Source organism: Nonomuraea longispora (genome assembly GCF_004348345.1).
Taxonomy (GTDB): Bacteria; Actinomycetota; Actinomycetes; order Streptosporangiales; family Streptosporangiaceae; genus Nonomuraea; species Nonomuraea longispora.
Window position 1 is genome coordinate 1 of record NZ_SMJZ01000172.1, and the last position, 19,684, is coordinate 19,684.

The 19,684-nt window shown below is 70.4% G+C and carries 18 protein-coding genes and 1 tRNA gene; 6 read left to right on the plus strand and 13 right to left on the minus strand.

The features are described from left to right. Positions 1-1,203, plus strand: a 1,203-nt coding sequence (locus tag E1267_RS33130; RefSeq protein WP_132338457.1) for a lipopolysaccharide biosynthesis protein, incomplete at its 5' end; no start/stop codon positions are given. Next, positions 1,200-2,096: a sulfotransferase gene (locus E1267_RS33135; protein WP_132338459.1), complete on the plus strand. Its 897-nt coding sequence runs from the start codon at positions 1,200-1,202 to the stop codon at positions 2,094-2,096. The genes E1267_RS33130 and E1267_RS33135, both read left to right, overlap by 4 nt. A gap of 16 nt (positions 2,097-2,112) precedes the next feature. Here E1267_RS33135 and E1267_RS33140 read toward each other — a convergent pair whose 3' ends face one another. The 12 genes from E1267_RS33140 to E1267_RS33195 form a co-directional block, all read right to left on the minus strand. After that, a complete protein-coding gene (locus E1267_RS33140) occupies positions 2,113-2,874 on the minus strand; it encodes a WecB/TagA/CpsF family glycosyltransferase (RefSeq protein ID WP_132338461.1) in 762 nt (253 codons plus the stop codon). A 146-nt stretch (positions 2,875-3,020) separates the two neighbouring features. Next, the gene (locus E1267_RS33145) at positions 3,021-3,929 is read right to left on the minus strand and encodes a glycosyltransferase family 2 protein (RefSeq protein ID WP_132338463.1); all 909 of its coding nucleotides are present in this window, start codon (positions 3,927-3,929) and stop codon (positions 3,021-3,023) included. Then, on the minus strand, positions 3,926-4,819 hold the full coding sequence (locus E1267_RS33150; RefSeq protein WP_181957877.1) for a sulfotransferase family protein: 894 nt from the start codon (positions 4,817-4,819) through the stop codon (positions 3,926-3,928). Before E1267_RS33150 ends, E1267_RS33145 begins: the two co-directional genes overlap by 4 nt. A 90-nt stretch (positions 4,820-4,909) precedes the next feature. Continuing rightward, positions 4,910-6,172, minus strand: coding sequence for a sulfate adenylyltransferase subunit CysN (gene cysN / locus E1267_RS33155; RefSeq protein ID WP_132338465.1), 1,263 nt, complete (start codon positions 6,170-6,172; stop codon positions 4,910-4,912). Then, on the minus strand, positions 6,172-7,086 hold the full coding sequence (gene cysD, locus E1267_RS33160) for a sulfate adenylyltransferase subunit CysD (RefSeq protein ID WP_132338467.1): 915 nt from the start codon (positions 7,084-7,086) through the stop codon (positions 6,172-6,174). Before cysD ends, cysN begins: the two co-directional genes overlap by 1 nt. 19 nt (positions 7,087-7,105) lie before the next feature. Further along, positions 7,106-7,927 carry a 3'(2'),5'-bisphosphate nucleotidase CysQ gene (locus E1267_RS33165; RefSeq protein WP_165959939.1) on the minus strand — a complete coding sequence of 274 codons (822 nt, stop codon included), beginning with the start codon at positions 7,925-7,927 and terminating at the stop codon, positions 7,106-7,108. Further along, positions 7,927-9,366 carry a sugar transferase gene (locus E1267_RS33170; RefSeq protein ID WP_246064413.1) on the minus strand — a complete coding sequence of 480 codons (1,440 nt, stop codon included), beginning with the start codon at positions 9,364-9,366 and terminating at the stop codon, positions 7,927-7,929. Before E1267_RS33170 ends, E1267_RS33165 begins: the two co-directional genes overlap by 1 nt. Before the next feature lie 109 nt (positions 9,367-9,475). Then, the gene (gene pth / locus E1267_RS33175) at positions 9,476-10,060 is read right to left on the minus strand and encodes an aminoacyl-tRNA hydrolase (RefSeq protein WP_132338471.1); all 585 of its coding nucleotides are present in this window, start codon (positions 10,058-10,060) and stop codon (positions 9,476-9,478) included. A 63-nt stretch (positions 10,061-10,123) separates the two neighbouring features. Then, entirely contained in the window at positions 10,124-10,732 is a 609-nt protein-coding gene (locus E1267_RS33180) for a 50S ribosomal protein L25/general stress protein Ctc (protein WP_132338473.1), read from the minus strand. Positions 10,733-10,831: 99 nt separating this feature from the next. Next, entirely contained in the window at positions 10,832-11,809 is a 978-nt protein-coding gene (locus tag E1267_RS33185) for a ribose-phosphate diphosphokinase (RefSeq protein ID WP_132338475.1), read from the minus strand. Between the two features lie 64 nt (positions 11,810-11,873). After that, complete coding sequence (glmU, locus tag E1267_RS33190) at positions 11,874-13,322, minus strand: bifunctional UDP-N-acetylglucosamine diphosphorylase/glucosamine-1-phosphate N-acetyltransferase GlmU (protein ID WP_132338477.1); 1,449 nt, start codon at positions 13,320-13,322, stop codon at positions 11,874-11,876. Between the two features lie 126 nt (positions 13,323-13,448). Continuing rightward, positions 13,449-13,520 (minus strand) — tRNA-Gln (locus E1267_RS33195). 299 nt (positions 13,521-13,819) lie between these two features. Between E1267_RS33195 and E1267_RS33200 the strand changes: the two genes are divergently transcribed. The 4 genes from E1267_RS33200 to E1267_RS33215 all read left to right on the plus strand — a co-directional run bounded on the left by E1267_RS33200 (position 13,820) and on the right by E1267_RS33215 (position 18,751). Then, on the plus strand, positions 13,820-14,758 hold the full coding sequence (locus E1267_RS33200) for an acyl-CoA desaturase (RefSeq protein WP_132338479.1): 939 nt from the start codon (positions 13,820-13,822) through the stop codon (positions 14,756-14,758). A gap of 43 nt (positions 14,759-14,801) precedes the next feature. Further along, entirely contained in the window at positions 14,802-15,704 is a 903-nt protein-coding gene (locus E1267_RS33205) for a TetR/AcrR family transcriptional regulator (protein WP_342774920.1), read from the plus strand. Positions 15,705-15,822: 118 nt separating this feature from the next. Continuing rightward, the gene (locus E1267_RS33210; protein ID WP_132338481.1) at positions 15,823-17,883 is read left to right on the plus strand and encodes an RNA degradosome polyphosphate kinase; all 2,061 of its coding nucleotides are present in this window, start codon (positions 15,823-15,825) and stop codon (positions 17,881-17,883) included. Continuing rightward, positions 17,876-18,751, plus strand: coding sequence for an NUDIX hydrolase (locus tag E1267_RS33215; RefSeq protein ID WP_246064412.1), 876 nt, complete (start codon positions 17,876-17,878; stop codon positions 18,749-18,751). The genes E1267_RS33210 and E1267_RS33215 overlap by 8 nt, the downstream gene beginning before the upstream one ends. A gap of 41 nt (positions 18,752-18,792) precedes the next feature. Here the strand turns inward: E1267_RS33215 and E1267_RS33220 are convergent. Then, positions 18,793-19,684, minus strand: an 892-nt coding sequence (locus E1267_RS33220; protein ID WP_132338483.1) for a CHAD domain-containing protein, incomplete at its 5' end; no start/stop codon positions are given.

The window sequence follows — 19,684 nt, forward strand, 5'->3', positions numbered from 1 at the left end:
GTGCTCAGCGCTCTCGCGCAGTTCGCCCTGGTCGTGGTGGTGACGCGGGCGTTCACGGCGGCGGAGGCGGGGGCGTTCTTCACGGTGACCGCGCTGGTGCTGATGGCGGCCGGGATCGCGAAGCTGGACGCGGGGAACGGGCTGATCTACTTCATCGCGCGGGCGAAGACCTACGACTATCACGGCATCTCGGGATATATCCGGGCGGCCTTCTGCCCCAGCGTCGTGGCCGCCTGCGCCGCCGCCGCGCTGCTCCACCCGCACCTCGGCCTGACCGCCGTGGCGATCCCGCTCATGGTGGCCGGCGACGTCCTGCTCTGCGCCACCAGAGGGTTCGGGGCCATGCGGCCCACCGTGCTGCTCGACGGCGTGTTCGTGCCGGGGTGCCAGCTCGTCCTCGTGACCGCCGTGGCGCTGGCCGGGGCCGTGTGGTGGCTGCCGGTCGCGTGGGCGGCGCCGTACGCGCTGCTGCCGGTCCTGGCCGCCGCCGGGCTGCGCGGACGGGCGCCGCGCACGCCGTACCTGCCTGGCACGGGCCGGGACCTGTGGCGGCACACCGCGCCGCGCTCGGTCGCCGGGGCGATCCAGGCGGTGTTCCAGCGGGTGGACATCGTGATCGTCGCCGCGCTCGCCGGGCCCGCGCAGGCCGCCGTCTACACGGCCGCCACCCGGTTCAAGGTGGTCGGGCAGCTCGCCAACCAGGGGCTGGCGCAGGCCGTACAGGATCGGCTGGTGAGGGCGCTCGCCGAGGGCGAGCGGGCGCGCGCGGGCGAGCTCTACCAGGCCGCCACGATCTGGCTGGTGGTGATGACCTGGCCGGTCTGGCTGGGGTACGCGGCGCTGGCGCCCTGGCTGCTGCACCTGTTCGGCCCCTCCTACGCCCAGGCGGGGCCGGTGGCGCTCGTGCTGGCGGGCACGATGATGGTGGCCACGGCCTGCGGGATGGTCGACGTGGTGCTGACCGCCGCCGGGCACACCGGTGCGAGCCTGCGCAACCTGCTGGCCGCGATCGCCTGCACGGTGGCCCTCGACCTGGCCCTGATCCCCGCCCACGGGGCGCTCGGCGCGGTCATCGGCTGGTCGGGCGGCGTACTCGTGAAGAATCTGCTCCCCCTGTGGCAGCTCCACCGCCGCTACGGCCTGCACCCGTTCGGCCGCCACACCCTGGCGGCGCTGCGCCCGCGCTCGTGGACGGCCGCGTGACCCGCGCTCCCGTGCTGGTGACCGGGCTGCCGAGAAGCGGCACGAGCTGGACCGGCAAGATGCTCACCGCCGGCGGCGAGCTCGTCTACGTCAACGAACCGCTCAACCCGCAGCACCCGCCAGGACGCTGCCCGGGAGTGCTCAGGGCCGAGGTGACCCACCGGTTCCAGTACATCTGCGACGACAACGCCGCCACCTGGCTGCCCGCCTTCCGCGACACGGTCGCCCTGCGCTACCACTGGCTGGCCGAGCTGCGCGCCAACCACTCCCCGTACGACCTGGCCCGCCTCGTCCTCTACGGCACCGCGTTCACGCTCGGCCGGCTGGCGGGACGGCGGGCGCTCCTGGACGACCCGTTCGCCGTGCTCAGCGCCGGCTGGTTCGCCCGCCGCCTGGGCTGCCGGGTGATCGCGCTGGTGCGCGATCCGGTGTCGTTCGTGGCGAGCTGGCAGCGGCTGGGATGGACCGTGCACGTCCACGAGCTGCTGGAGCAGCCGCTGCTGGTGCGCGACCACCCCGACCTGCTGGAGCTGCGCGCCCTGGCCGGCTCTCATGACCGCATCGCCAAGGCCGCCGCGCTGTGGCGGGCGACCCGCTCGATCCTGGCCCGCACCCCGGGCATCCTCACCACGTCGTACGAGTCCCTGGCCGCCGATCCGCTCCCCCGCTTCCGCGAGCTGTACGACCACGCCGGCCTGACCTGGACGCCCGCCGCCGAACGCCGCATCCGCAGGGCGTGCACGGGCCGCTCACGGGCGGGTGACGGGTTCGCCTGGTCGGGTCTGTCGCGCACGGCGTACCGGCCGATGGACTCCCGTCAGGCCCTGCGCGACGCCGCCCGCGGTCTCACCCCCGAGGACGTCGCCCGCGTACGAACCCTCACCGCCACCTGACGGGAGCCCCGCCCGGTCAGGGACTGCGATGCGACCGGACCCGTGCGGCCAGCGAGCCGCCCAGCAGCCCGGCCGCGTACGGCAGGTCGTCGACCAGGTAGCGACGCGCCAGCCGGCCCGGCTCGACGGCCATTCGGAACGCCCATTCCAGCCCGGCCCGCCGCATCCACCCCGGAGCCCTGGCGACCGCCCCCGCGGCGAACCCGATCGCCGCACCGCACCCCAGGAACCACGTCCCCGGCAGCTCGTGCCGTAGGTCGGCGATGAGCCGGTCCTGCTTCGGGAACCCCAGCCCGACGAACACGAGCCGCGGCCGCGCGCCGGCCACCTTCCGCAGGACACCTGCCCTGCCCTCCGCGGTCGCGTCGAAGCCGTACGGCGGGCTGTGGGCGCCGCACACGTTCAGCCCCGGGCAGCGGCCGGCGAGCTCGGCCGCTGCCCCGTGCGCGACGCCCGGAGGGCCGCCGAGCAGGTAGACGGGCCAGCCGTGGCGGGCGGCGCGCCGGCTGAGCGACCAGATGAGGTCGGCCCCCGTGACACGCTGGGGCAGCGGGGTGCCCCGCAGCCTGGCCGCCCACACCAGCGGCATGCCGTCGGCCACGACGAGCTCCGCCGAGCACACCAGGTCGTTGAGCGTGGGGTCGGCGGCTGCGGCCCTGCAGATGTCGACGTTCGGGGTGACGATCCGGCCGCCCCTTCCCGCCTCCAGCTCGCGTGCCACCCACGCGACCACGTCGTCCTCGGTGAGCGCGTCCACCTCGACCCCGCCGACCCGCACCCGCGCCGTCCGCCGGCCGCGCGAGCCGAGCGCCGGTTGATCGCAGAGCCGGTGGCTCGGGGACGGCGACCGGTCGGGAAGCCCTGAGGAGATCAGAGGCGAAGTGTCGAGAAGGCCGGTGGGCGGGGTTGGTGGCCGGGGTGGGGTCAAATGCCGTGCCCCCTGTGATGAAGTGCGGCAAGGACGGTGGGCGCGGACACGAGACCGGCGGCCACCGCGAGCGCGATCGGCGCCCGCGGCTCCCCCGGCCGGGCCGCGAACGTGCGCAACGCCCAGCGGACGGCCTCGCGACGGTGGCCGAGCGCGGCGTGGCTGAAGGCGAGCTGGCCGTAGACCCGCGCCGCGCCGCGAGGGTTCGCGGCCAGCCGGGGGTGGCGGGCGAGCATCCAGTCGAGCCCGGCGATGCGCTCGGCCCAGCGCGTGGCGTAGTGGGATCCGCCCCACCCCACTCGGACCAGCGGACGGTCGACGTGCACGATCGGCCGGCGCGTGGCGGCGCGCAGGGCGAGGTCCCAGTCCTCGTTCTGCCCGGCGGGAGCGCTCTCGTCCACCCACAAGGAGCCGCGTTCGAACACGTATGTCGAGGAGTGCACCATCACCATCCGCGAACGGATCAGATCGTCGGCCGTCACGGTCGAGGTGCCGGCGAGCCGGGCCACCCGGCGGCGGCCGTATTCGACCTCGATGCCGCAGCTGGCGAACTCACCGCCGTCGCGCAGCGCCCGAACCTGGGCGGCGAGCTTGCCGGGCAGCCACACGTCGTCGTCGTCGCAGAACGCGACCAGGTCGGTCTCGCACGCCGCGATCCCGGTGTTCCGCGCCCCTGGAAGCCCGGGGGTGAGGGCGTTGGGCAGGACCCGCACCGAAGCTGACCCGCCCACCTGCGCGGCGACGGCGCGTACCGCGGCGGCCGGCTCGGCGTCGGGGAGGTCGGCCACGACGACCACGGACAGCCCGCCGGAGTGGTCCTGGGCGAGCACCGCCTCGACGGCCTCACGCAACTGGGCCGGCCGGTTCCCGCGGGTCGGGATCACCACGCCGACGGATCGGGTCATGCCGCGCTCCGGTAGCCGTAACGCGCCCTGAGCGGCCAGGTGAGGAGGTCGACGGCACGCCGGTCGCGCACCGCCAGCCCCGACACCCACGCGTCGTCCCGCCGCAGCTCCACCCGCCCCACGTGGAAGCGCATCGGGTTGCCCGAGGCCGTGTGGGAGGGGCCGAGCCAGGCGGTCGAGCCGTCGATGAACGGCAGCTCCGCCGTGGCCAGGCCGAGCCTGCGGGCCAGGCCGGTGAGCGTGTCGACGGGCGCGGCGACGAGGTCTTCGTACCGGACGCGGACGACCCGGGCTCCGCGCCCGGCGAGCAGTTCGAGCGCGGCGTTCTGGGCCGTCCAGTGCACGGCGGTCCTGGCTGGGCTCCAGCGGGTCATGGGATGCCCGTCCTCAGGGCGTTCGACGGTCCTGCCCCAGGAGTGGGCGACGGCACGCGGGTCGCGCACCACGTGCACGATCGACACGTCCACGCCCGCCGCGACCAGGCAGCACGCCAGCGACGCGTGTTTGCTGGAGTCGATGACGACCGGCGCGCCCGCGGCGGTGTAGAGCATCTGGTATGCCTGCGCGTATTCGGCGAGGTCGGGATGGGCGATGCGCGGGATTCTGCGGGTGCGGTCGACCCGGCGCCTCAGCGTCAGGACCCTTCCGGCCACCGACGTGGTCCAGCCGCCGAACGCCCGCTCCCCGACCGCACTCCAGAAGGCGCAGGCGGGGAACGCCGCACCGCACCCGCAGAGCTCCTGCGCGAGAACGCCCCTCTCCCAGAGGTGCACCACCTCTCCCAGCGCCACCACGCCGGGCAGCTCGCCCAGCAGCCTTTCCAGCAGCGTGGTGCCGCTGCGGCCGAGGCCTCCCAGGTAGATGACCCGGGCGGGTGGGTGGTCGGTCACGGAGAAGGGCCTTCGCGTCGCCAACACGGAACGCGAAGACCCTAGCGCGCAGTGTAATCAGACGGTCACGGAAACACCAAAAGATCTACCTCAGTGGGCGTCCATGACCATGCCGGCGCCGACCGTGCCGTTGGTGGACTCGTCGACGAGAATGAACCCGCCGGTCATCCGGTTGCGGGAGTAGTCGTCCACGAACAGCGGCTGGGTGACCCGCAGCGACACCCGCCCGATCTCGTTGAGGCTGAGCGACGTGGCCTCTTCGTCCCTGTGCAGGGTGTTGACGTCGAGCCTGTAGTGCAGGTCGCGCACGAGGGCGCGCGCCGTGCGGGTGGTGTGCTTGATCGTCAACTTGGTGCGCGGCGTCAGCTTGATGCCGTCGGCCATCCAGCAGATCATCGCCTCGAGCTCCTGGGCGACGTGCGGCTGGTTGTTGGGCCTGGCGATCATGTCGCCGCGCGAGATGTCGAGGTCGTCCTCGAAGCGCAGCGTCACCGACATCGGCGAGAACGCCTCCTCCACCGGACCGTCGAAAGTGTCGATCGACGCGATCCGCGTGGTGAGGCCGGAGGGCAGGTGCACCACCTCGTCACCCGGCTTGAGCACGCCGCCCGCCACCTGGCCGGCGTAGCCGCGGTAGTCGTGGAAGGCGTGGTCGGTGGCCCGCTGCGGGCGGATCACGTACTGGACGGGGAAGCGCACGTCGGTCAGGTTGCGGTCGGAGGCGATGTGCACGTTCTCCAGGTGGTGCAGCAGCGACGTGCCGAGATACCAGGGCATGTTCTCCGAGCGGGAGACCACGTTGTCGCCGTTGAGTGCGGAGATCGGGATGAAGGTGAGGTCGCCGACGTTCAGCTTGGACGCGAACGACGTGAACTCCTCCCTGATCTCCTCGAACCGCTCCTGCGAGTAGTCGACCAGGTCCATCTTGTTGACGGCCAGCACCAGGTGCGGCACCCGCAGCAGCGAGGCCAGGAACGCGTGACGCCGCGACTGCTCCAGCACGCCCTTGCGGGCGTCGATGAGGATGATCGCCAGGTCGGCCGTGGAGGCGCCGGTGACCATGTTGCGGGTGTATTGGATGTGCCCGGGTGTGTCGGCGATGATGAACTTACGGCGCGGCGTCGCGAAATAGCGGTAGGCCACGTCGATCGTGATGCCCTGCTCCCGCTCGGCCCGCAGGCCGTCGGTCAGCAGCGACAGGTCGGTGTATTCGGTGCCGCGGTCGCGCGAGGTGCGCTCGACGGCCTCGAGCTGGTCCTCGAAGATCGCCTTGGAGTCGAAGAGCAACCGCCCGATGAGAGTGGACTTGCCGTCGTCGACGCTCCCCGCCGTGGCGAAGCGAAGGATGTCCATCAGAAGTAGCCCTCTCTCTTCCTGTCCTCCATGGCCGCTTCGGACGACCGGTCGTCGGCCCTGGTGGCGCCGCGCTCGGTGATCCTGGTGGCCGCGATCTCCTCGATGATCTCCTCGACCGTGGTGGCCGGGGACTGCACGGCGCCCGTGCAGGTCATGTCGCCCACGGTGCGGTAGCGCACCACCGCCTCGAACAGCGGCTCGTCGTCGCCCCGCTGGACGACGTCGGCGTCGGGCAGCAGCATGCCGTCGCGCTCGAACACCTTGCGGGTGTGGGCGAAGTAGATGGAGGGGATCTCGATGCCCTCCCGCCTGATGTAGTCCCAGACGTCGAGCTCGGTCCAGTTGGACAGCGGGAAGACGCGGATGTGCTCACCCTTGCGGATGCGGGCGTTGTAGAGATTCCACAGCTCGGGGCGCTGGTTCTTCGGGTCCCACTGGCCGAAGTCGTCGCGGAAGGAGAACACGCGTTCCTTGGCCCTGGCCTTCTCCTCGTCGCGCCTGGCGCCGCCGAACACGGCGTCGAACTCGTGCTCCTCGATCGCGTCGAGCAGCGTGGTGGTCTGCAGCCGGTTGCGTGAGGCGTGTCGGCCCGTCTGCTCGACGACCCGGCCCTGGTCGATCGAATCCTGCACGCTGGCCACGATCAGGCGCGCGCCGAGCTCGGCAGTACGCCGGTCGCGGAACTCGATGACCTCGTCGAAGTTGTGGCCGGTGTCGACGTGCATGAGCGGGAACGGGATGGGTGCGGGCCAGAACGCCTTCTCCGCGATGCGGAGCATGACGATCGAGTCTTTGCCCCCGGAGAAGAGCAGACATGGGCGCTCGAACTCGGCGGCCACCTCACGCATGATGTGGATGGCCTCTGCCTCGAGCACGTCGAGCTGCGACGTCGTGTAGTCGCGCTGGAGCATGGGAGCTTCCTCCGGAGGTTCAGCGGTGCAGGTCCCGGATGCCGGCGAGCAGGGATGGCGCCAGCTCCGGTAGGGAAACCAGGATATCGGGTAGAGACGGGTCGGCTTGGTTGTACCGCAGCTCCGAGCCGTCGATGCGGCTCGCGTGAACCCCTGCGGCCAGGGCGACGGCGACCGGCGCGGCGGAATCCCACTCGTACTGGCCCCCGGCGTGTACGTACGCCTCGACGTCGCCGGTGAGCACCGCCGCCATCTTCGCACCCGCCGACCCCATCGGCACGAGGTCGGCGCCGACCAGGTAGGCCAGCTTCTTGACGAACTCGGGCGGCCGCGTGCGGCTCACCGCGATGCGGAAACGGCCCTTCTCGTGGGCGGGCGGCTTGGGCGGGTCGGCGGTCGTCAGCGTACGGCCCTGCGCGGGCAACGCCACGGCGCCGGCGGTGAGCCTGCCGCGCTCCCAGAGCGCCACATGCACGGCCCAGTCCGACCGCCCCTCATCGAAGCCTCCTCGTCGCTCTGTGCCGACGGTCGCGCTCCCCACGGGCCCTGCCCGCTCCGAGAACTCGCGGGTGCCGTCCAGGGGATCAACGATCCACACCCGGTCGGCGGTGAGGCGGCGCGGGTCGAGCCGCTCCTCACGGGTGGCCTCCTCCGACAGCACGCAGTCACTCGGCCGCAGCCTGGACAGCGACTCCATCAGCAGAAGGTGGGCGGCGCGATCGCCCTCGGCCCGCAGCGCGGCCGGGTCGTCGAACCCGGTGCGCTCGCGGATCCTCATCAACCGCTCACCGGCCTCGGTGGCCAGGTCAGCGGCGAGGGCGTGATCGTCGCGAATCGTCATCAATAAGCTCCTTGCCCGCGGGCGACGGCCGACCAAGTCTTCCACAGGATCTGGAGGTCCAGGGTGAGGGACCAGTTCTCCACGTAACGCAGGTCTAGACGGACGGATTCCTCCCACGATAGGTCAGATCTACCGTTGACCTGCCACAGCCCGGTCAGCCCAGGGCGTACGAGAAGTCGTCTGCGCACGTCGTCACCGTAGCGCGCCACCTCCTCGGGCAGCGGCGGGCGGGGGCCGACGAGCGACATGTGCCCGCGTACGACGTTGATGAGCTGGGGCAGCTCGTCGAGCGAGTGGCGGCGCATCAGCGCGCCCAGCGGCGTGACCCGCGGATCGTTGCGCATCTTGAACAGCACGCCGTCCCTGTCGCTGACCAGGGTGATCTTCTGCCGCTCTGACCCGCGCCTCATGGTGCGGAACTTCACGATGGTGAACAGCCTGCCGCCCTTGCCCACCCGGGTCTGCCGGAAGAGCGCGGGCCCGGGGCTCGTCGCGCGGACGGCGACCGCCAGCGCCACCAGCACGGGGGCCAGCAGGACGAGCAGCGCGACGGCGACCAGCCGGTCGAAGACGTTCTTGACCAGTTGCCTCGCCCCGGTGAGCTCGGGGTGCTCCACGTGCAGCAGCGGCAGCCCGGCGACGGGCCTGATCGTGGTGCGCGGGCCGGCGACGTCCATCAGCGCCGGGGCGACCACGAGCTCGGTGTGGGTGCGCTCCAGCCGCCAGGCCAGCCGCCGCAGCGCCTGGCCGTCCATCTCGGGGCAGGCGAGCACGGCCACGGTGTCGGCGGTGTACTGGCCGACGGCGATCGGCACGTCGCTGAGGTCGCCGGCGACCGGCACCTCGCCGACGTGCTCACCGGCCCGGCCGCCGGGCAGGCAGGCGGCCACGACGTCCATGCCGTGGTGGCGTTCCCTGCGGAACAGGCGTACCAGCTCGGCGATCGCGATCGGGTGGCCGACCGCGACCACGCGGCGCATGCACTCGCCCGCCGCCCTGCGCCGGTGCAGTGAGCGCCGCAGGGCGTACCGGAGCACGAGGGTGAAGAAGGTGACCAGGGGCAGCGCCAGCACGACGTAGCCGCGGGCGACGTCGGTCTTGGTCACGTACGAGCCGATGGCGGTGCCCGCGGTCAGCGCCACGCCCGCCTGCAGGATCCTGCGGAACTCCTCGGAGCCGACGCCCAGCATGCGCGGCTCGTAGGCCCGGTTGAGCGCCACCGCGCAGCACCACACCATCGGCAGCGCGAGGCTGACCAGAAGGTAGGGCAGCACATACGGGGTGAGCCCGCCGAACCTGACCGTGAAGGCGATCGCGGCCGCGGCTCCCGCCCCGCACAGGTCGGCCAGCACGACACGCAGCCGGTAGGAGCGCACCCAGGAGGGCACGCGGGGACCGGCCCCCCAGGAGACAGCATGGCCGTTCCCGGCGACGGCCATGAGCCCTTCACCGCGCACACACGCCTCCCCGGTGACCATTCCCGTACGGACAGTCACAGATCGTAGCGGCGGCTGGCCGACGCAACCGGCGAACGACTCTATGCGACGATCAGCGAGGTGGGCCGGAAATGTGCAGATCAGCCCGATGGAAGTCGTTCTGGGTGGCGTCGAGGCCGCGGGTCATCAACGACTCCACGACGTCGGCCGCCCGGTCGACGAGGAAGGGCAGGTCCTTGCGCTCGGCGGTGGCGAAGTCTCTGAGCACGTAGGCGGCAGGGTCCATGCGGCCGGGCGGGCGGCCGATGCCGAAACGCACCCGGAGGTAGTCGCGGGTGCCGAGCACCTTGGTGATCGACTTGAGCCCGTTGTGGCCGTTGTCGCCGCCGCCGAGCTTCGCCCGCAGCGCGCCGTAGGGGACGTCGAGCTCGTCGTGGACGACGATCAGCCGCTCCGGGCCGATCTTGTAGAAGTCGGAGAGCGCCTTGACGGGCCCGCCGGAGAGGTTCATGTAGGTCAGGGGCTTGGCGAGGATGGCCTCACGGGTCTCGCAGACCTCGGCCCGGCTCTTGTGCGCCTTGAACCGCCCGCCGGCCCTCGCGGCCAGTTCGTCGAGCACCATGAAGCCTGCATTGTGCCGATTACCCGCGTATTCGGGCCCCGGATTGCCCAGCCCGGCGATCAGCCAGCGATCCATGTGATCCCCTCGTAGCGCGGCGGGGCGGCTCGCGCGAAGCCGCCCCGCCGTCCGGACGATCCGTTATTCGGCGGAGGCCTCGGCGCCCTCAGCAGCCTCGGCGGCCTCGCCCTCGGCGCCCTCGGCCGGCGCCTCGGTCGGCTTGTTGATGACGTGGAGGATCACGGCGTCGGCGTCGGCGGCCAGCGTGGAGCCCTGCGGGAGCGAGAGGTCGCCGGCGGTGATCACGCGGCCCACCTCCAGGCCCTCGACGTCGACCTCGACACCGGTCGGGATGTGGGTGGCCTCGGCCTCGACGGCGATGGAGACGAGCTGCTGGTCGAGCAGGCCGTCGGGGTGCACGTCGCCGACCGTGGTGACCGGGATCTCGACGGTGACCTTCTCGCCGCTCCTGACCAGGAGCAGGTCGACGTGCTCGACGAAGCCCTTGATCGGGTCGCGCTGCACGCCCTTCGGCAGCGCGAGGTCGTTGACGCCTTCACCCTCAAGGCGGATGAGCACGTTGGGCGTGCGCAGCGCCAGCAGCACCTCGTGGCCGGGCAGGGTCAGGTGCTGGGTGTCGGTGCCGTGCCCGTAGAGAACGGCGGGCACCTTGTCCGCGCGACGGATCTTGCGGGCGGCGCCCTTGCCGAACGCGGTGCGCCGCTCGGCGGCGATACGTACTTCAGACACGACATCTCCTAGGGATGCATAAGGATCGGATCGATGAGCGCTCCCCCTCACCCGCCCTAGCGGAAGGCGTTACGAGCGCAACCCCCATAGTCTACTTGTTCAGGTGTCGCCCTCGAACAAGCTCGTGACGGAGCCGTCTTTGAAGATCTCGCTGATCGCGCGGGCGATCAGTGGGGCGATCGTCAGGACGGTCAGCTTGTCGAACCTGTTGGCGGGCGTCAGCGGCAGCGTGTTGGTGACGATCACCTCGCTGATGCGGGAGTTCTTCAGCCGGTCGACCGCCGGGTCGGAGAAGACCGCGTGGGTGGCGGCGGCGATGACGTTGGTGGCGCCCTGCTCATAGAGGGCGTCGGCGGCCTTGCAGATCGTGCCCGCGGTGTCGATCATGTCGTCGATCAGCACACAGGTGCGGCCGCGTACGGTGCCGACGACCTCGTTGACCTTGACCGAGTTGGCCACGTCGAGGTCGCGCCGCTTGTGGATGAACGCCAGCGGCGTGCCGAGCGTGTCGGCCCAGCGCTCCGACAGGCGGACGCGGCCGGTGTCGGGCGAGACGATGGTGGTGTTGGCCAGGTCGAGTTTGTTCTTGAGGTAGTTCTCCAGCACCGGCATGGCGAACAGGTGGTCGACAGGGCCGTCGAAGAAACCCTGGATCTGCGAGGTGTGCAGGTCGATCGACATGAGTCGGTCGGCGCCCGCGGTCTTGAACAGGTCGGCCATCAGCCTGGCCGTGATGGGTTCGCGGCCGCGGCCCTTCTTGTCCTGGCGGGCATAGCCGAAGAACGGCATGACCACGGTGATGCGCTTGGCGGAGGCCCGCTTCAGGGCGTCGACCATGATGAGCTGTTCCATGATCCACTTGTTGATGGGCCCGGTGTGGCTCTGGATGACGAAGGCGTCACAGCCGCGTACGGACTCGAGGTAGCGGGCGTAGATCTCGCCGTTGGCGAAGTCGATGAGTTTGGTCGGAGTGAGGGAGACGCCGACGTGGTCGGCCACCTCTTCGGCCAGTTCGGGGTAGGCCCGGCCGGAGAAGAGCATGAGATTCTTCTCGCCCGGCTGCTTGATGCTGGTCATGAGACCCCCTTCGTCGGTCTCACGACCTCGGTGCTGTACTGCTCGATGACCTCGGCAAGCTCGGTCATGCCTCTTTCTCCTGATCACGCTCGGCCAGCGCCCGCTGGGCGGCCGCGGCCGACTTGGTGCTCGCGCGCCTGCGCAGGACCCACTTCTCGATGTTGCGTTGCCGGGCTCGCGCCACGCCGATCGCGCCCGGCGGGACGTCGTCGTTGATCACCGAGCCCGCCGCCGTGTAGGCGCCGTCGCCGACGGTCACGGGGGCGATGAGCATGGTGTCGCAGCCGACGAACGCGCCGTCGCGCACGGTGGTGTGGTGTTTGTCGACCCCGTCGTAGTTGACGAAGACGGTGGAGGCTCCGATGTTGACGTCGTCGCCGATGGTGGCGTCGCCGGCGTAGGACAGGTGCGGCACTTTGGAACGCTCGCCGACCTTGGTGTTCTTCATCTCGACGAATGTGCCTGCTTTGGACTTGCGGCCGATCACCGTGCCGGGGCGGAGGTAGGCGTAGGGGCCGACGCTGGCCTGCGGGCCGATCTCGGCGTGGTCGCAGACCGCGTTGCGGACGATCGCGCCGGCCCCGACCCGGGTGGCGGTGAGCGTGGTGGCGGGGCCGACCTCGGCGCCGGCCTCGATGACGGTGTCGCCGTGGAGCTGGGTGCCCGGGTGGACGACCGCGTCGGGGGCGATGCGCACGCTCACGTCGATCCAGGTGCTGGCGGGGTCGATGACCGTGACGCCGGCGCGCATGTGGGCCTCCAGCAGGCGCCGGTTGAGCACCTGCCGGGCGGCGGCCAGCTGGACACGGTCGTTGACGCCCTCGACCTCGACGAAGTCACCGGCCACGCAGGCGCCGACGCGGTGGCCGTCGCCGCGCAGGATGGCCAGCACGTCGGTGAGGTATTCCTCACCCTGGGCGTTGTCGGCGGACACCCGCTTGACGGCGTCGGCCAGCAGCTCGCCGTCGAAGGCGTAGATGCCGGAGTTCATCTCCTTGATGGCGCGCTGCCCGGCGTCGGCGTCCTTCTCCTCGACGATCTCCAGCACGGCGCCGGACTCGTCGCGGATGATCCGCCCGTAGCCGGTCGGGTCGGGCACCTCGGCCGTCAGCACGGTGACCGCGTTGCCGTCGGCGTCGTGCCGTTGGAGCAGCGTGGCGAGCGTCTGAGGTCGCAGCAGCGGCACGTCGCCGTAGGTGACGAGGACCGTGCCGGAGATCGGGCCGACCTCCTCGATCACGGTGCGTACGGCGTGGCCGGTGCCGCGCTGCTCGTTCTGGACGACGGCGCGAGCGTCGGGGCTGGTCGCCGCGAGATGGCCGCGCATACGTTCGAGCGCGTGGCCGATGACCACGATGAGCCGCTCAGGACCGAGGTCACGGGCGGCGGCGAGCATGTGGTCGAGCAGCGCGCGGCCGCACAACTCGTGCAGGACTTTCGGGGTCTGGCTTTTCATCCTGGTGCCCTCGCCCGCGGCGAGGACGATGACGGCTGCCGGGCGCGGCACACTCACGGACTGAGGCTCCCTGTGGCTGGACGAATCAGGGTTTGTACGGTGCGGCTACCGCACCGACACCCTCCCGACATCGTGAGGATACCTGGCCTCAGCCAGGACACTCAGCGGGGGATCACCTCAAAGCTCCCGGAAGAGGACTCGAACCCCTACAAAGTGGACCAAAACCACTTGTCCTGCCGATTAGACGATCCGGGACAGATCGGACACGTGGCGTCCGACACATCCCTACGATACCGAGCCCACGCGTGCGCGCGCGCCCGTAATCACGCCCCGGCTCCGTGTGGCGGGTGATCCGCCCAGGTAGAGCGACAGTACGGCTACGCCCAGCCTTAACAGTCCGCCAGAAAAGACGCAAGGCATGAACCCCACCTACCTTGCCCACCGGAACGTCACCTTCACCATATTCCAGGCTTAGGTCTTCCTTACTTACGATGGCGTAGGTTACGGTAGCGTAGCCGGACATTCGTCCTCATACAGGCCATTGGAGGTCGCCCATGACCGTTACCGCCGAACGTTCGTCCCCTGCCCCGAAGCCGGACTTCGAACCAGAGCCACGGTCGAAGACCGAGCTCGTCACCTTCGCCCTCGTCGTCGGGCTGCCCATCGTCGCGATCGCGGCGGCGGTACCGCTGGCCTGGGGATGGGGCCTCGGCTGGACGGACATCGCGATCGCCTTCGTCTTCTACGTCGTCTCCGGGCTCGGCGTCACCGTCGGCCTGCACCGCTACTTCACCCACGGCTCGTTCAAGGCCAAGCGGCCGCTGAAGATCGCGCTGGGCATCGCCGGCAGCCTGTCGCTGGAGATGTCGGTGCTCGACTGGGTGGCCACCCACCGCAAGCACCACAAGTTCTCCGACAAGGAGGGCGACCCGCACTCGCCGTGGCGCTTCGGCCCCGGCTTCAAGAACATGACCAAGGGCCTGCTCTACGCCCACATGGGCTGGCTGTTCGAGAGCGAGCGCACCAACAGGGAGAAGTACGCTCCCGACCTGTGCAAGGACCCCGACGTCATCAAGCTGCACAAGTGGTTCCCGCCGCTGGCCCTGGTCTCGATCCTGCTGCCCGGCCTGCTCGGCCTGCTCCTCACCTGGTCCTGGCAGGGCGCGCTGACCGCGCTGTTCTGGGGGTCGCTCGTCCGCATCGGCCTGCTCCACCACGTGACCTGGTCCATCAACTCCATCTGCCACGTCTTCGGCGAGGAGGACTTCCAGGTGCGCGACAAGTCGCGCAACGTGTGGTGGCTGGCGATCCCGTCGTTCGGCGAGTCGTGGCACAACCTGCACCACTCCGACCCGACCTGCGCCAGGCACGGCGCGCTCAAGGGCCAGATCGACCTGAGCGCCGGCCTGATCCGCATCTTCGAGCGGCTGGGCTGGGTGTACGCTGTCCGCTGGCCGAACCCGGAGCGGCTGGCGGCGAAACGCATTGGCTGACCCCGATCTGCCGGAAGGCGGCCACACCGCCGTGGCCGTCATTATGGAGACCGTGACGGAACCCCGATCCCGCAGACGCATGTCCGGTAGCGAGCGACGAGAGCAGCTGATCCGCATCAGCCGTGCGCTTTTCGCGGAGAAGGGGTTCGACGGGACCTCTATCGAGGAGATCGCCGCTACCGCGCAGGTCTCGAAGCCCGTGGTCTACGAACATTTCGGCGGCAAGGAAGGCGTCTACGCGGTCGTGGTCGACCGCGAGATGCAGAAGCTGCTCACCATGATCACCGAAGCCCTCGCCGCCTCCCACTCCCTCATCAAGCTGGAGCGGGCCGCACTGGCCCTGCTGCAGTACATCGAGGAGAGCAGCGAGGGCTTTCGCATCCTGGTGCGCGACTCCCACGCCGCTTCCGGCACGGGCACGTTCGCGAGCCTCATCAGTGAGATCGCGAGCCAGGTGGAGGACGTCCTGGCCGACGAGTTCGCCGCCCGCGGCTACGAGCCCACGCTCGCGCCGATGTACGCGCAGATGCTGGTCGGCATGGTGGCCCTGACCGGGCAGTGGTGGCTCGACGTACGCAAGCCGGGACGCGAGGAGGTCGCCGCCCACCTGGTCAACCTGGCGTGGAACGGTCTGACGGGGCTCAATCCCAGCCCGGCCATCAGCCTCACGACCCGCGAACTGACGCCGCCGGCCAAACCGCGCACCGGGGACAAAGGACTGCGTGAGCTGGAGAAGGCCCGCGAGAAGGAGCTCAAGGAGGCCGAGAAGCTGCGCCAGCGCGAGCTCAAAGAGGCCGAGAAGGCCAGGGTGCGGGAGCTGAAGGAGCGCGAGCGGCTGCTGAAGGAGGTCGAGAAGGCCCGCGAGCGCGAGGAGAAGATCCGCCAGCGGGAGGCCCGGCTGGCCGAGCGCGCCGCGCGTCTAGGTCAGGTAGATCATCAGGAGTGAACCTTGAACCCGCAGGTCATGCCGGGTGACGATGAGGTTGAGCGGCGCTGACCGACGAGGGCGAGCCGTTGCGACGACGTTAACGTTCTGTTCAACCAATCGGGGCAATATACGCCATATGTCCGCGGAAGCGTTTTCCCCCGCCAACGACCTGCCCCTCCCCCAAGAACGATTTCTCAACCGCGAGGAGAGCTGGCTCCAGTTCAACGAGCGGGTGCTCGAACTGGCCGAGGACGCCTCGCTGCCGCTGCTCGAACGGGTGCGCTTCCTCGCGATCTTCGCCAGCAACCTCGACGAGTTCTTCCGCGTACGGGTGGCGGGGCTGAAGCGGCGCATGGCCACCGGCCTGCTGCTGCGGACCAAGAGCGGGCTCAAGCCCCGTGAAGAGCTGGCCAGGATCGGCACGGTCGCCGACGAGCTGGCCAGACGGCACGCGACGGCCTTCCACCACCACCTCCTCCCCCAGCTCGCGAGCGAGGGCATCGAGATCGTCAGGTGGGACGACCTGGGCCGGGAGGAACGTACGGAGCTGCGCAAGCTCTTCAGGGAGCGGATCCGGCCGGTGCTGACGCCGCTGGCCGTCGACCCCGCCCACCCCTTTCCCTATATTTCGGGGCTCAGCCTGAACCTGGCCGTGCTGGTGCGCAACCCGTCGACCGATCACACGGTGTTCGCGCGGGTCAAGGTGCCTTCGCAGCTGCCGAGGTTCGTGCCCGCGTCCAAGGACAGGTTCGTGCCGCTGGAGGACGTCATCGCGGCACACCTCGGCCAGCTCTTCAAGGGCATGGAGATTCTTCAGCACCACGTCTTCCGCGTGACGAGGAACGAGGACCTCGACGTGGACGAGGACGTCACGGAGAACCTCATGCAGGCGCTGGAGAAGGAGCTGCTCAAGCGGCGTTTCGGCCCGCCCGTGCGGCTGGAGGTCGAGAACACGATCACGCCCGAGGTGCTGGCGCCGCTCGTGGAGGAGCTGGAGCTGGCGCCGCACGAGATCTACCGGCTGCCGGGGCCGCTCGACCTGACCGGCCTGCACGCCATCGCCGACCTCGACCGCGGCGAGCTCGGCTACCGGCCGTTCGTGCCGGCGGAGGTGATCAACGCCGAGGACGACATCTTCTCCATCCTGCGCGAGCGCGACCTGCTGCTGCACCACCCGTACGACTCGTTCGCCACCAGCGTGCAACGTTTCATCGAGGTGGCCGCGGCCGACCCCCGCGTCCTGGCGATCAAGCAGACCCTCTACCGCACCAGCGGCGAGTCGCCCATCGTGGACGCGCTCATCGACGCGGCCGAGGCGGGCAAGCAGGTCGTGGTGGTCGTGGAGATCAAGGCCCGCTTCGACGAGCACGCCAACATCTCCTGGGCGCGCAAGCTCGAACGCGCCGGCTGCCACGTCGTCTACGGCGTGGTCGGGCTGAAGACGCACTGCAAGCTGGCGCTGGTGATCCGCCAGGAGATCTCGGGTGAGCTGCGCCGCTACTGCCACATCGGCACCGGTAACTACAACCCCAAGACCGCCCGCCAGTACGAGGACTTCGGCCTGCTCACCGCGGACCCGCTGGTCGGCGAGGACGTGACCGACCTGTTCATCCACCTGACCGGCTACTCCAACCACTCCGCCTACCGGCGGCTGCTGGTCGCCCCCCACTCCATGCGCAGCGGGCTGCTGGCCAGGATCGAGCGGGAGATCGCCCATCAGCAGGCCGGCCGCCCGGCCAGGATCAGGATCAAGACGAACTCACTGGTGGACGAGCCGATCATCGACGCGCTCTACCGGGCGTCCAGGGCCGGCGTGCCGGTGGATTTGTGGGTGCGGGGCATCTGCACGCTCCGGCCAGGCATCCCCAACCTGTCCGAAAATATCCGCGTAAGGTCGGTCTTGGGGCGCTTTTTGGAGCATTCCAGGGTGTACGAGTTCGGCCTGGGACGGCGGCCCGAGCTCTGGATCGGCAGCGCCGACCTGATGCGCAGGAACCTCGACCGCCGCGTCGAAGCCCTGGTCAAGGTGACGTCGCAGCAGCACAAGACGTACCTCGTCGAGCTGATGGACCGGGCCATGGCCGAGACGACCAACGCGTGGTGGCTCGGCTCCGACGGCTCCTGGGTCCGCCACCCGGGCGAGGACCTGCAGAGCCACCTCGTCGGCACCCGTCGCTGGAGGACTGTTGATGACTGACCTGCTCCGCGCGGCCGGAGCCGTGGTCTGGCGGGGTGAGCAGAGCCGCCCCCACGTGGCCGTCGTCCACCGTCCCGCCTACGACGACTGGACCTTCCCCAAGGGCAAGCTCAAGTCCGGCGAGCACGTGATCGCCGCCGCCCTGCGCGAGGTGCGTGAGGAGACCGGCATGACCATCGTGCTCGGCCGCGCGCTGCCGCCCGTCCACTACCTCAGCTCCGAGCGGCTCAAGCGGGTCGACTACTGGGTGGGCAGGGCGGTCGCCGACGACGGGTTCGTGCCCGGGGACGAGGTGGACGAGCTGCGCTGGCTGCCGGTGGACGAGGCCAGGCGGCTGCTGACGTACGAGTGGGACGCCGGGCTGCTGCGGGCGCTGGCCGCGGCGCCGCTCGCGACCACGCCCCTCGTGCTCGTCCGGCACGGCTCGGCGGGCTCAAGGAACGAGTGGCAGGGTGAGGACGCCGAACGGCCGCTCGACGCCACCGGGCGTGCGCACGCGGCGGACCTGGCCCGTGTGCTGCCCGCGTACCGGCCCGAGGTGCTCGTGAGCTCCCCCAGCGCCCGGTGCGTCCAGACCCTGGAGCCGTACCTCGCCGCGATGCCGCACGGAGCCGGCGGGACCGGGACGCGGGCCGGCGCGGGGATCCGGATCGAGCCGCTGCTCAGCGAGGAGGGCCAGGATCCGCGCAAGACCCCCGCCCTGGTCGGCGACCTCGCGCTGCCCGCGGCGGTGTGCAGCCACGGCAAGGTGCTGCCGGAACTGATCGAGGCGCTCAGCGGCAGGAGCATGCACCTGCGCAAGGGCGCCTTCGCCGTGCTGCACCGCGCCGGCGGGCACGTCGTCAGCGCCGAGCGTTACCCGGCGTGAGAGCGGCCGCTTGGCCCGCCCCCATTGCTGCGGACAGATCGTCACACGATCTGGTCGACCGCTTCGACGGTCTCCGCCCAGACCTTGGGGAACTCGGCATGCGCCCGGTCAGCCGCGCTGCGCTCGATCCCCACGAGCACCCCGTACGTGAAGGTGTCCTCGCCGGCCTGGCGGGCGTTCTCGGCCTCCTTCGTCAAGGTCTCCTGCGCGACCACGCCGTCCTGGTGCGTCCCCAGGATCTCCTGGATGCCCTCGGCGAGCTCGGCGAGCCTGCCCATGCCGGCGCCCAGCGTCGGTTTGAGTGCTTCGGCGGTGTACCGAGCGCGTTTGGCCGCCTTGCGCACGTCGTGCATGGCGATCTCGCGGCGTTCGGGGTCCTCGATGGCCTGGGCGGTGTCGTACGCCCTCGTCACCCGGTCCCAGCCGGCCGCCGCGATGGCGCTCAGTCGCTCCTGCGCGGACTTGGCCGCGGCCTTGCCCAGTTTCGGGGCGGAGATGAGGGAGTCGAGCGCGTTGAGGAGCGTGTAGTAGCGTTCGCCGCTGAGCGCGTCCTTGATGCGCACGTACGCCTCCTGCTCGCGTTCGAGCAGGTCCGTGCCGAGCCGCGCCTGGATGGGGCCCGTGACCAGTTCGGGGGCCAGCCCGTTCAGCGCCCCGCCGAACCTGGCCCTGATGACCTCCAGGTCGCGGGCCTCACCGAGAACGGCGCCGAGCCAGCGCAGCTCGTCCTGGAGCCGGTCGGTGTCCTTCACGACCGTCCTGAACGCCTTGAGCGCGCTGCGCATCCTGCGGGCGGCCACCCGCATCTGGTGCACGGCGTCCTCCTCGGCCCTGCGCACGCGGGGGTCCTGCGAGAGGAGGGCTGCCGCCTGGCCGGCCAGGTACGCGATGACGATGTCGCCGGCGGTGCCCGGCTGGGTGGGGGCCTTGGGG

Excerpts from the sequence above, each read along its gene's own strand:
- E1267_RS33145 (WP_132338463.1), bottom strand. The coding sequence starts at position 3,929 with ATGACCCGATCCGTCGGCGTGGTGATCCCGACCCGCGGGAACCGGCCG.
- cysN (WP_132338465.1), bottom strand. The coding sequence starts at position 6,172 with ATGGACATCCTTCGCTTCGCCACGGCGGGGAGCGTCGACGACGGCAAG.
- cysD (WP_132338467.1), bottom strand. The coding sequence starts at position 7,086 with ATGCTCCAGCGCGACTACACGACGTCGCAGCTCGACGTGCTCGAGGCA.
- E1267_RS33165 (WP_165959939.1), bottom strand. The coding sequence starts at position 7,927 with ATGACGATTCGCGACGATCACGCCCTCGCCGCTGACCTGGCCACCGAG.
- E1267_RS33170 (WP_246064413.1), bottom strand. The coding sequence starts at position 9,366 with ATGGCCGTCGCCGGGAACGGCCATGCTGTCTCCTGGGGGGCCGGTCCC.
- pth (WP_132338471.1), bottom strand. The coding sequence starts at position 10,060 with ATGGATCGCTGGCTGATCGCCGGGCTGGGCAATCCGGGGCCCGAATAC.
- E1267_RS33185 (WP_132338475.1), bottom strand. The coding sequence starts at position 11,809 with ATGACCAGCATCAAGCAGCCGGGCGAGAAGAATCTCATGCTCTTCTCC.
- E1267_RS33200 (WP_132338479.1), top strand. The coding sequence starts at position 13,820 with ATGACCGTTACCGCCGAACGTTCGTCCCCTGCCCCGAAGCCGGACTTC.
- E1267_RS33205 (WP_342774920.1), top strand. The coding sequence starts at position 14,802 with ATGGAGACCGTGACGGAACCCCGATCCCGCAGACGCATGTCCGGTAGC.
- E1267_RS33210 (WP_132338481.1), top strand. The coding sequence starts at position 15,823 with ATGTCCGCGGAAGCGTTTTCCCCCGCCAACGACCTGCCCCTCCCCCAA.
- E1267_RS33215 (WP_246064412.1), top strand. The coding sequence starts at position 17,876 with ATGACTGACCTGCTCCGCGCGGCCGGAGCCGTGGTCTGGCGGGGTGAG.